The sequence below is a fragment of the Brucella sp. 22210 genome (assembly GCF_052045675.1).
Lineage (GTDB): Bacteria > Pseudomonadota > Alphaproteobacteria > Rhizobiales > Rhizobiaceae > Brucella.
In genome coordinates this window covers 1-12276 of sequence record NZ_JBQEPD010000029.1, presented here as the reverse complement: position 1 = coordinate 12276, position 12276 = coordinate 1, and the positions used below count along the sequence as shown (strand labels likewise).

Sequence of the window (12276 nt, the reverse complement as noted above, 5' to 3'; positions counted from 1 at the left end):
ATGGAAATTTGGTTGCATATAGCAGATGAAAATATGTTTATTGCCAAATCGAAGGAAAATTAAAGAAATTTAATAAATAAATCTGGATTTTAATTTGAAATTCAAAATAGAGTTTTAATTCTAATAAAGAATAAAAGGGGAATGGCACATGATAAATTATAAAAAGCTTCTACCGGCAATTGTTGCGGTACAAGTTCTGATCAGCGGCACGGCCCATGCAGAGCGCGGCACAGATGGCGATCTGAAAATTCTGTTCTGGCAAGCCGTCTCGACGATGAACCCGTTTCTCTCGGCCGGCACCAAGGAGGTCTTTGCATCATCAATCGTCATTGAACCGCTGGGGCGTTACAATGAGAAAGGTGAATTGGTGCCCTGGCTGGCGAGTGAGATACCCACAATTGAAAACGGTGGCGTTTCCAAAGACCTGCTAACCATGACGTGGAAATTGAAAACGGACGTCAAATGGTCTGATGGCACTCCCTTCACTGCGGATGACGTCGTCTTCACATGGAAATATTGTACGGCACCGGACGGTGGTTGCGCCCAGCGTGCACAGTATGAGGGTATCAAGAACGTTGAGGCTCTCGACCCATATACTGTCAAGATTACCTTTAGTGACATGAAACCCTATCCCTACAGCGCCTTCGCGGGAGCACAATCCCCGATCATTCAGGCGGCGCAGTTCAAGGATTGTATTGGCGCAAAGGCTCCCGGTTGCACCTCGGCGAACTTCGCGCCGGTTGGAACTGGTGCCTTCGTCGTCAAGGATTTCAAACCGAATGACGTCATTAAGCTTGAAGCAAATCCCTATTATCGTGATGCGACCAAGCCGTCTTTCGCCTCAATCACGCTGAAAGGTGGAGGTGACGCTGCCTCTGCTGCCAGGGCCGTGCTCGAAACCGGCGAATATGATTACGCCTGGAACGTGCAGGTAGAGCCGGAAGTGCTGGATGTTATGATGGCTGCAGGCAGAGGCCGGTTGGAAACTTCATTCGGAGCCCAGGTTGAACGTATCAACCTCAATTGGACCAATCCTGATCCATCACTGGGCGACAAACGCTCCACAACGGAAGCAGGCCCACACCCAGCATTGAAAGATCCCGCCGTCCGTCGCGCCCTGTCGTTAGCAATCGACCGCGACATCCTCGTTGAAGCAGGGTACGGCCAATCGGGAAAGCCAACCTGCAATATCGTTCCAGGTCCTGAAGCTTTTGCGTCCACCAAGAACGACAGTTGGTGCCTCAAACAGGATATTGAAGGAGCAAACAAATTGCTCGACGACGCCGGCTGGCAAAAAGGCAGTGATGGCATCCGTACCAAGGATGGCGTGAGGCTATCCTTCCTCTTCTCAACCTCGACCAACTCCGTACGGCAGGCCACGCAGGAACTGGTTAAGGCCATGTGGACAGAAATAGGCGTCGATACAGAACTGAGAAATGCTTCCGCCGCAGTTTTTTTTGGTGGCGACCCAGCCAGCCCGGACACCTTTCAGAAATTCTATGCTGACGTGATCATGTATACGAACACCTTCGACGGCACCGACCCCGAAAAATATCTGGCCACATGGCTATGTGACAAGATGCCAAACCCGGCAAATGGCTGGCAGGGCCAGAATATTCCGCGCTATTGCAATCCAGAATTCGATAGGCTGGTCGGTACTTTGTCAAAAACTTCCGGACTCGAAAAGCGCTCCGAATTCGCCAAACAATTGAATGACATGCTTACAGAAGAAGGCGCACATATACCGCTCGTATATCGCGGCGACCAATCTGCATTTTCTGCCACTCTCGATGGTATCAAGATGAATTCCTGGGATACACAGGTCTGGAACATCGCCGACTGGCATCGCAAGAAATGACCGTCCTTGGACGATTGGAGCACCCTCAACCCGGGTGTATTCGTTGAAGCTTTAGCGGCCACAAATGCCGCATCTCCGTAGATCCATACGGTGGATTTACGGCTGGAGTCTGTGGATGTTCATATATACTTTGCGACGACTATTGTTCGCGATTCCAACGCTGCTGATCATCAGTTTTGTGATTTTTGCGCTGCTTGACCTCGCGCCAAATGACCCAACTGGCGATCTGCCATTGACGATACCGCCGGAAGTGCGAGAACAGATCCGCGCATCGCTGGGCCTCGACCAACCCTTTATTGTTCGATACCTCAAATGGCTGCAACAATTCTTCGTCAATGAGCCGCTCAATATATTTGAAAGCCTGACAGGATGGCAGTTCGGCGATGGAGAACGCTTGCGTGTTCTTTCCTGGGCTACCCGCAGCCCGGTTGTTGATCTGATTGTCCAGCGTTTGCCACAGACGCTTTGGGTCGTCGGACTTGCCTATCTCTTCGGTATTTTACTGGCGGTTCCAATTGGCGTTATATCTGCCTATCGTCAGTATTCGATCTTCGACCAGATCGGCACTTTCATATCGATGGTCGGTTACTCTGTACCGACGTTTTTTACCGGCGTACTGCTCATCGTTGTTTTCTCGTCCTATCTGCAATGGTTTCCATCGATTTATGATACCAACCTCCGCGTGACGGATTTCTCAAGCTTTGTGGCGCAGATAAAACAAATGGTTCTGCCGGTGGCAGTACTCTCCCTCTATAACGCATCGCAAATTACCCGTTTTGTGCGAGCCTCAATGCTCGATAATCTACATCAGGATTATGTTCGCACAGCCCGCGCCAAAGGTGTCCGGGAGAAATCTGTTTTGTTGGTCCATGTGTTGCGCAACAGCTTGATTCCCGTCGTGACCGTGATCGCACTCGGCGTGCCAACAGTATTCTCCGGTGCCATCATCACAGAACAGATTTTTCGTGTGAATGGATTGGGGCAACTGTTGATCACCGCTGTGCAAGGCGCCGACATGCCCCTCGTACAAACCCTAACCTTCATTTTCGCCGTCCTGATCGTGCTCTTCAACCTGATTGCCGACGTTCTCTATGGTATTCTTGATCCGAGGATCCGCTATGACTGACACAACTCTTGTTGTCGCACCACCCAAGGCAACGCGTTCCGCAATAGGAGAAATATGGCATCAGTTCAGTGCCCATAAAGGCGGTGTCATTGGATTGGCTGTCTTCACCACCGTCGTGCTGGCTGTTTATGTTGGCCCGCTCATCCATTCCGTGGCACCAAACGCTATCAACGTACGTGCAAGGAACCAGTGGCCATCTCTGGCACATCCGTTTGGAACGGATAACCTCGGCAAAGACATGTTGGCGCAAGTGCTCGCCGGCGGGCGTATTTCGCTCGCAGTTGGCTTTACGGCTATGCTTCTAGCGTTGTTTGTCGGCACCTTAGTTGGCCTGCTATCCGGCTATTTCCGGCGACTCGATGGGCCACTGATGCGCCTTGCCGATCTTTTTCTTGCCCTGCCATTGCTGCCGTTGCTGCTTGTCGTCATCATGCTTTTCCGTGACACGTTACGCTCGGCCTTCGGACCGGAAACCGGCATATTTCTTCTGGTTGTGTTCGTCATCGGCATCACCAGCTGGATGCACACTGCTCGCATTGTGCGCGGCGACGTGTTGGCTGTGAAAAGTCAGGAGTTTGTGCTCGCGGCGAAATCCGGCGGTACTCGCGAATATCGCATCATCATGCGTCACATTCTTCCGAACGTGCTGTCATCCATCATGGTATCCGCAACCTTGGGCATCGCCTCGGCAATCATCACCGAATCCGCGTTGAGCTTTTTTGGGCTTGGCTTCCCTTCCGATTTCCCCACCTGGGGGCGCCTTCTATTCGATGGCGCCAACTTCCTCCAGCTCACACCATCACGCGTCTTTTGGCCCGGACTGGCAATTTCTCTAACCGTTCTAAGTGTCAACTACATTGGAGACGCCATCCGGGATGCGCTCGATCCTCATTCTGTCAAACGTTAAGACCGTGAATGTGTTGATTTGTAGAACGTATCGACCACTGCTCCATTCGAAGATGAGACAACAAGCAGTATTCAACTTCTCGAAAATTCATCATTATTGGTGATTGAGTGAGGTTAAGACGAAATCAAGAACTGGTTCAAACTCTCTTGAAACTAACCGGAACCAATAGACCAGACATAGCATCTCGCCGTTGTACGCTATCATCCATTCTCAATTCTCAATTGTTCAAAGGAACGGAATGTCACATTTTGATTTTTTCTCCGGTCGCCGTCCCTCGACCTTTGCTACCGAAGCGATGATAGCGACCTCGCATCCACTTTCGACAGCAGCGGGATTGGAAATCCTTCAAGATGGCGGCAATGCTGTGGACGCAGCCATTGCCGCCGTAGCGGTCCAATGCGTCGTCGATCCGTTGATGACGGGTATTGGCGGTGATTGTTTTGCCCTTTATGCGCCTGCAGGCGGGAAGGTCAAGGCCCTTAACGGCTCCGGGCGAGCGCCGGCAGCTGCAAGTGTATCGGCGTTAGCGGAACGGGGCCTCTCTGGAGAAATACCACAGACGAGCCCCCATGCGATAACCGTCCCCGGGGCGATCGCCGCATGGTGTCGCCTTCATGCAGACTTTGGTACGCTCCCGATGGAACGGCTTTTCATCAAGGCGATTGGTTACGCCCAAGATGGCTTTGCCGTGACCCCGCGCGTTGCCATGGATTGGGCGAATAACGCGAATATCGTCTCCGCGGATGAGCATGCAGCTAACATTTTCCTTCCCGGAGGCAAGGCACCAAAAGCCGGTCAGATTATCAAACAGCCCCTTCTCGCTTGTCGACTGGAGGAAATTGCCAGAATAGGTGCTGCAGGCTTTTATGAAGGTGAAACCGCTCGGAAAATGGTGGCGCATCTTCGTTCCCTCGGAGGATTGCACACAGAGGAAGACTTTTCTTCCGCCGCGAACGGTGCGAACTGGGTTGAGCCAATTAGCGCCAGCTATCGAGGCTATGACGTCCACGAATGTCCACCCAATGGTCAGGGCCTGGCTGCGCTTCTGATTTTAAAGATTCTTGAAGGGTTTGACGTCGCTGCCCTCGGTGAAGCTGATCGCATCCACCTCCAGGTGGAGGCGACCAAGATCGCCTATCACCATCGTGACGAACTGATTGCCGATCCCCAACATTGCCCGCATGTCGCCCAACAACTCTTGTCGGACGAGGTCATCGCAATCTTGCGCGCACGTATCGACATGAAGAGGGCGCACTCACCTGTCTTGTGGAATGAGCCGGAACACAAGGATACCATCTATCTCTGTGTCGTGGATGCCCAGGGAAATGCACTATCGTTCATCAACTCGATCTTCCATGCGTTTGGATCGACCCGCCTTGATCCTGCGACTGGAATATTGTTTCACAGCCGAGGCGCATCGTTCCGGCTCATCGAGGGGCATCCGAATGCAATTGGCCCTCGAAAGCGGCCCATGCACACGATAATTCCAGGCATGGTAACCAGAAATGGTAAGACGTTGATGCCCTTTGGCGTCATGGGAGGGCATTATCAGGCCGCCGGACATGCAGCTTTCTTGTCAGGGGTCATAGATCACGGCCTCAGCTTACAAGCTTCGATGGACGAACCACGTTATTTTGGCTTTGGGGGAATACTGGAAGTTGAGCCGACAATGCCGCTTGAAGTCCGGGAGGACCTTGAAAGTCGTGGTCACATTCTCAAAGTTGCAGCCAGACCGATCGGCGGTAGTCAGGCGATCAGAATTAAAAACGGTGTACTTGAGGGTGGTTCAGACAGCCGTAAGGATGGTATCGCTCTGGGCTTTTAAATGTTTCATTGCTGATTTGCGGCACCAGTTGACTCCCTATTCCTTTGGGACGTGGTCCGGCAAGCTGAGTTTAAGTTCCTGAAAATTCGTTCATATCAGTGATGGATTGGGGATAAGCGAAATGAAAAACTAGTTCAAACTCTCATGAAACTCCACACTCCGGCGTTTTGATGCAGGGTTTTCATACCGCTGGCCCTGATGCTATCCGTCTGATCAGGTCCCTATCAGCTTAGCGCGTTTTAACGTGCGATACAGCACCGCGAGTTTTACCGCCCCCGCCAAGTACCGACTTATCGCGCTTCATTCTCTCACCACGCCACGAGGCTCTCATCAAAAAGGCAGAGGCTGAAACCCCTGCCTTTTTTGCATTCAAACTGTGTGGCGAACTTATTTCGCCGACCGCAAGGCTGCGCTCAACTCATTCGCACTGATGGTGAGCGCATCGATGCCGGCTCCCACCTGATACCAGAGCTTGGGGTTGAGAAAGACGACATGCCCCTGCTGCCAAGCCCGGGTTTTCGTCACCTCTGGCATTGCTCCCAAACGCGCAGCGAGAGTGCTCGGCTCGCTGCCAACCGCAGCACTGCGGTCGAGAATGAACAACCAGTCGGGATCGGCTGCGAGCGCATTTTGCAGCAGCTTTTCCTGCTTCACGCGGCGCGCCTCTGCTTCAGGCGAGCCGGGTTTCGGACGCGGGCCGCCTTCCGACGCATCGGATTGCGGCATGACGGATTTGATCCCAACAAAATCATAGACCACGCCAAAGCGCGAGCCGGGTGGTTGCGCCGAAACATTTCGGCCCGCCGAAAACAGCACAAGCCCTGTGCCAGCCGCTTTGCCCTGAGTCCTCAAATCCGTCAGGGCGGCTTTCAGCGTTTCAATGCGCTTGGCCGCTGCATCTTCCGCACCAAAGACCTTTGCCAGCTTCTCCGTATTGTCGATGGCGATCTGCGCGATATCGTTTCCGCTCTCGGTGATATCGATCGATGGTGCGATTTTTGCTACTGCATCGAACTTGGTGCGAGAACGCCCCCCGACGATAATCAGGTCTGGCTTCAATGCTTGCAGCGCTGCCTCATCAGGTTCAAACAGGGTGCCAACCGCGGCGTAAGACGATCCCGCATAGTCACCAAGGTAAGCGGGAAAATTCGCGGGCTTATCTTTGGTCTTCGGAACGCCTGCCACGGCCTTAACGCCCAGCGAATGCAGAATATCCAATGCCGCCAGATCGAAGACGGCCACTTTCTGTGGCACGGTCGAAAGTTTGGTTTCGCCGTGCGCATGATGAATGACAGTCTCTTGTGCGGCAACATAGGTCGGCGCCATTGCAATGCTCAACAACGGCAGTACAAGCAGATTTCTGATGAATGTCTTTTGATACATGGTTTCAATTCTTCAGGCACATTCCGAAATCTTTTCACGGCCGCGGAATGTGCGTTGGCCCAAGTCAGAATTTGGAGGTCAGGGAAACGAAATAGCTTCTGCCGTTTTCAGAATACCTGGACTCGGCTTCAGGCTGCTCGTCAAAGATGTTGTTCACGCCAGCACGCAGCGTGAAATTCTCGCTCGGATCATATTTGAACGACGCATTGACCATATTGTAGGCTGATACGTTCTGAGCGGTTACTGTGGTTGCGTCCATGACGTAGTCCACCTGCTTGCCATAGAAATCCATCGAACCGATGACGCTGAAATTCTCGCGTACCCGCCAGGCAAGTTCCGTATGGATGGAATATTCCGGATCGGCGGCAAGCGGTTCGCCTGTTTCCAGATTGATGGATTCGATCAAGTAGGTGAAGGAGTTGCTCCAGGTCACATCCGGATGCAGCTGAACCTTGAGATTGCCTTCAAAACCTTGCGTGCGTGCGCGGTCGACATTGATCTGCTGAACGTACTTCGTACCATCGTCCAGAATCAGCGAGGCCTCACGCGCAGAAGTGATCTTGTCTTTGATATCATTATAGAAATAAGACAGTCCCGCTTCCCAGATATCCTGTGTATAGGCGGCGCCGATTTCGAAACTATTGCTGGTTTCCGGCTGCAAATCCGGATTGCCAACCATTTCGCAGGGACCACCCACTGCGCCGCAGCCTTGACCGCGCGAGGTCTGGACCCAGTTCGGGTTCAACTGGCGCAGATTTGGCGCCTTGAAAGCCTGCGCCCAGCCTGCCTTGAATGACAGATCGTCGTTCAGATCATAATTCAGGTAGATGCGCGGGCTGGCATGGGTGCCGAATTCCTCATGCTGGTCGATACGCAACCCGGCAGTCAGTTTCAGATCGTCCCGGAGCCTGATCTGGTCTTCCATGAAAACGGCAGCCGACCACATACTCGTTTGCGTAGAGCCGGACGTTCCGGTGACGGAATTGGCGATACCGAGATTTTCCGGATCGTTCATATCCTCATAACGGAACTCGCTACCCACCGTCAGATTCTGTTCGAACCAGAAATCCAGCGGCATGGAAACCTTGCCGTCGAGCGTATAGGTGTCGACGGTGATCGCGGTGCCGTCGTCGGGCAAACCATTGGCGTCTGCAGTTGTGTGAAAGTTCTCCGCATGTTCGATCATGCCGGTGATTGTCGAGGTACCAAACTCCCAGTCACCGACATGGCGCAGCGATCCGGTCGTTCTCGTAATCTCGGTGTTGCTGGTATCGATTTCGCCATCCGCCAGGTAAGGGCGATATTTTTCACGTCCGGTGCCGCCTTCAAGCTCGAAAAGCTGTCCTTTGACCGGCGTCCAGGACAATTTTGCATTGATATCGTAATCATCAATGCCGGTCGGCACGGTGATATCGCCGAGCTTTGCCGAATTGCCGGGGTCCTTGCTGCCAATGCTGCCATAGGCTGTCATGGTCAGTTCGTTCGGCACAATCGGGCCGCTGACATAGGCGCTGACCCTCTTGGAAACACCGGTTGCATCGCTTTCAGGCTGGATCCACTCGGTCGTCAACGAGCCGGACCACTTATCACTCGACTTCTTGGTGATAATGTTGACCACACCGCCAAGTGCATCGGAACCATAAAGCGTGGACATCGGACCGCGCACCACTTCGATACGCTCGATGGCATCAACCGGAATCCAGCTGAGGTCGCCATTATAATCGCGAAGCGTGGTCAGGCCCGCATTGATCCGCTTTCCGTCTACCATAAGGAGGGTATAAGCGCTGCCCATACCGCGAATGCTGATGCCGCGTGTGCCGCTGCTGTCAAATCCAACATTGACGCCCGGCACGGTGCGCAGAGCTTCGGTAATGTCCGGCGCACCACGCTGCTGAAGCTGATCCTGATCGACGACAGAGATGCTCGCCGGCGCCTCTTTCAAAGTCGTAGCAATCGACGACGCCGTCAGGACGATCTGATCAAGAACAATCGTATCCGCTTCGGCCTGTTGTTCCTGTTCGGATATGGTTTGGGCCATCGAAGCTGCACCGCTCACAATAAGAGCAGTTGAAAAGCAAGTACTGGCGAGAAGCGCTTTTGAAGCTGATATCCAGCTTTGCTCGTCCCGATGCTTTCGCATAACGCGCTGCGATGAATAGAGCATCATCATCATTCCCATTTAAAGTTGATATCAAAAGTCTTCTTTAAATGGCAATAACAATACGTCAATAATGATATTTTACAATCATTCCAATTTTCGTTTTCTGGAATTATCGATGGATAATTACTATAGTATATCAAAGTTTAAAATGAATTCGATTTCATTTATATTTCTTTATTATTTTCTCCAATCGATCCCAAACAGAAACTATAGAGAATATTTTATGAGTTTATGAACATTAATTATTCTTGATTGCGTAAATCATGTTTTTCCATCGCCAGTGGGCAATTTTCCACAACCGCCAATCACAAAACAAAGCAGTCCATCTTGCTTTGTGGCAAAAAGTCATTCGTAACAAGTGACCGGAAAGACTACAGCTTGGAATGAAAACGGGAGGCGTCGAAGGTTCGGATACCAGACGCCTCCCGTATGAACCATGCACAGATGAGGGAGTACATAGTTCAAGACTTGTTCTTTGATTAGATCAGTATTGCCTGATCTAATTTAGAAAAATATACATATTCGAAATCTAATCAATTGGTTTATTGTAATGAATTATGTCTGAATGTGGCGTTATCTATTTTCATATTTCAAATATTTTTGAGTCTTTTTCAACTTGCGGAGTTCATTGTATTTCGATCGTTCGTCTGTTTAAGCCACTTCTAGCGCGCATCTCCAAATCAAATTGAAACGCGCTCTAGAACTTGGTTGAAACACCGAAATTGAAGTTCTGAACCTCGTCGCTATCAGCTTTCGCGACCGGGAATGCATAGTCAAAACGCAACGGACCAAAAGGAGAAGCCCACATCAGGCTGATGCCAACGGAAGCCCGAAGCGTTTTGTCGTCGCCCTGGGCGCCGGCCGTTTCGTTGCCATAAAGTGTTGCCGCATCGGCGAAGAAAGCCCCACGAATACCAAGGCTCTCCGGCACAGCGGGCATCGGAAACTGAACTTCGGCTGTAGCACTGAAATAGGTTGTACCGCCAAGCCAATACCGCTCGCCACTGGCTGAATCCTGATAGGCGCCAATCCCATTATACTGGAACCCGCGAATGATATCGCTGCTGCCCTTGAAGAGATCGAAAATGCGAACGCCGTCGCCATCATAATCATAGATGTAGCCACCACCGACACCCAACATACCGACGATGTCGGCTTCCTGAGCAAGCGTCTTATAGTAGTTGCCCTTGAAGGTTGTCTTTACATACTTGGCATCGCCACCGAGACCTGCAAACTCCTGCATGAACTTGCCATAAAGGCCATCATGGGGGTTCTTCATATCATCAATGGAATTATAGGTCAGTGAATAGCTAACAGAAGAGCGAACCCAAGGGCTGTTCTCCACCGCGTCAATGATTGCTGGAGCATAATAGCTTGACGGATCAGCAACATCGTCGTCAAATTCATACTTGTCTTGGACAAGATTATACGCCAAGCCCAGAGAAAGATTGTCAGATATGGGCAAGCCAGCGCGGATGGTGCCACCAGTCTGTTCGACATAATAATCATCGTTTACAGTGTAGGTTCGACGGAAGACATCGAAGCCTACCGACATACGCGACCCTAGAAAATAAGGCTCGGTAAAGGACAGGCCGTAATTTTGAACATCGTCAGTACCAAGGCCGGCGCTCAATTTGACGTACTGGCCACGACCAAGGAAATTGCGCTCCGTAACGGCTGCCTCTACTGATGGCCCCGGCGTTTCACCGCCGGTGGTGTAGCCGCCGCCGATGGAGAATTCACCGGTAGACTTTTCCACAACATCAACAACCAGGATCACCTGATCCGGCTCGGAGCCCGGAGCGGTCGAGATATTGACCGTCTGGAAGAAATCCAGAGCTTCAAGACGACGCTTGGCGCGCTGCACCATGACCTGATTGAAGGCATCGCCTTCGTTCATGTCGAACTCACGACGAATCACGTAGTCGCGCGTCTTGTCGTTGCCGCGGATTTCAATGCGCTGAATGTAAGCGCGCGGACCCTGATCGACACTGTAAACGACCGAGATCGTGCGGTTTTCGAAGTTACGATCGCCGCGCGGCTCAACCTTGGCAAAAGCATAACCGCTACCGGCAACGCTTTCGGTCACAGCCAGAACGGAATCTTCAACTTCCTTGGCGCTATAAGCGCGACCCGAACGGGTCTTCACGAGACCGCCGAGCGCGTTGGTATCAACGCCATCAACGGTGCTTTCAACGCTCACATCACCAAAGGTATAACGCTGACCTTCATCGACCGTGATGGTGATCGTGTATTCATTGGTCGACGGATCAAGAACCGCATTCGACGAAACAACGCGGAAATCCGCGTAGCCGCGATTGTAATAGAAGCGACGCAGCGTTTCTTCGTCAGCCTGCAAACGGCCTTCGTCGTAAACGTCATTACGGGTCAGCCACGACAGCGGGTTCGAACGCTTGGTGGAGATGACATCGCGCAGACGACGGCCGCTATAGGCCTGATTGCCGACGAATTCGATATTGGAAATCTTGGTGCGCGAGCCTTCGTTGACTTCATAGACAACGTTGACGCGACCCTGACCGAGATCGACGGTGCGTGCATTCACGGTCGCATCGCTGCGTCCGATATGTGCATAGGCAGCCTTGATGGCTTCCTTGTCCGATTCCATCGTCGCCGCATCGTAAGGCGAACGCGGCTTCAGCTGGACGGCGCGCGTCAGATCAGGATCCTTGATCTTCTTGTTGCCCTGGAACAGGACATTATTGACCACGGAACGTTCGTTCACGGTCACGACGAGCGTGCTGCCGGACTGATTGATGCGAACATCCGAAAACAGGCCCATGGCGAAAAGACGCTTCACCGCAGCATCAATATCAGCGCTGGTGAAGGCCTTACCCGGACGAATGTCGATATTGTCGCGAATGGACTGCGCATCAACACGCGTATTGCCGCGAACGTCGATACGGCTCACAACGGCAGCTTCCGCGACATTCACGGATGCCAGCGAGAGCGCTGCAGTACCCGAAGCCACTAGAGCCACCGACATGGCGAGCGCAGA

7 protein-coding genes are annotated in these 12276 nt (G+C 52.1%); 4 read left to right on the top strand and 3 right to left on the bottom strand.

What is annotated here, in order from left to right:
* Positions 1-148: 148 nt before the first annotated feature.
* From ACTJKP_RS22195 to ACTJKP_RS22180, 4 genes are all read left to right on the top strand, one after another.
* Positions 149-1858 (top strand): peptide ABC transporter substrate-binding protein, encoded by a 1710-nt coding sequence (locus tag ACTJKP_RS22195; protein WP_440632198.1) that lies wholly within the window; start codon positions 149-151, stop codon positions 1856-1858.
* Between the two features lie 115 nt (positions 1859-1973).
* Entirely contained in the window at positions 1974-2984 is a 1011-nt protein-coding gene (locus ACTJKP_RS22190; RefSeq protein WP_440632197.1) for an ABC transporter permease, read from the top strand.
* Entirely contained in the window at positions 2977-3891 is a 915-nt protein-coding gene (locus tag ACTJKP_RS22185; RefSeq protein WP_440632196.1) for an ABC transporter permease, read from the top strand. The genes ACTJKP_RS22190 and ACTJKP_RS22185 overlap by 8 nt, the downstream gene beginning before the upstream one ends.
* A gap of 238 nt (positions 3892-4129) precedes the next feature.
* On the top strand, positions 4130-5716 hold the full coding sequence (locus tag ACTJKP_RS22180; protein WP_440632195.1) for a gamma-glutamyltransferase family protein: 1587 nt from the start codon (positions 4130-4132) through the stop codon (positions 5714-5716).
* Positions 5717-6103: 387 nt separating this feature from the next.
* On the opposite strand, the gene ACTJKP_RS22175 is transcribed toward ACTJKP_RS22180, so the two are convergent.
* From ACTJKP_RS22175 to bamA, 3 genes are all read right to left on the bottom strand, one after another.
* The gene (locus ACTJKP_RS22175; RefSeq protein WP_440632194.1) at positions 6104-7099 is read right to left on the bottom strand and encodes a siderophore ABC transporter substrate-binding protein; all 996 of its coding nucleotides are present in this window, start codon (positions 7097-7099) and stop codon (positions 6104-6106) included.
* A 64-nt stretch (positions 7100-7163) separates the two neighbouring features.
* On the bottom strand, positions 7164-9137 hold the full coding sequence (locus ACTJKP_RS22170; protein ID WP_440632193.1) for a TonB-dependent receptor domain-containing protein: 1974 nt from the start codon (positions 9135-9137) through the stop codon (positions 7164-7166).
* Between the two features lie 820 nt (positions 9138-9957).
* The coding region (gene bamA / locus ACTJKP_RS22165) for an outer membrane protein assembly factor BamA (protein WP_440632192.1) at positions 9958-12276 on the bottom strand (2319 nt) is incomplete at its 5' end.

Excerpts from the sequence above, each read along its gene's own strand:
- ACTJKP_RS22170 (WP_440632193.1), bottom strand. The coding sequence starts at position 9,137 with ATGGCCCAAACCATATCCGAACAGGAACAACAGGCCGAAGCGGATACG.
- ACTJKP_RS22180 (WP_440632195.1), top strand. The coding sequence starts at position 4,130 with ATGTCACATTTTGATTTTTTCTCCGGTCGCCGTCCCTCGACCTTTGCT.
- ACTJKP_RS22175 (WP_440632194.1), bottom strand. The coding sequence starts at position 7,099 with ATGTATCAAAAGACATTCATCAGAAATCTGCTTGTACTGCCGTTGTTG.
- ACTJKP_RS22185 (WP_440632196.1), top strand. The coding sequence starts at position 2,977 with ATGACTGACACAACTCTTGTTGTCGCACCACCCAAGGCAACGCGTTCC.
- ACTJKP_RS22190 (WP_440632197.1), top strand. The coding sequence starts at position 1,974 with ATGTTCATATATACTTTGCGACGACTATTGTTCGCGATTCCAACGCTG.
- ACTJKP_RS22195 (WP_440632198.1), top strand. The coding sequence starts at position 149 with ATGATAAATTATAAAAAGCTTCTACCGGCAATTGTTGCGGTACAAGTT.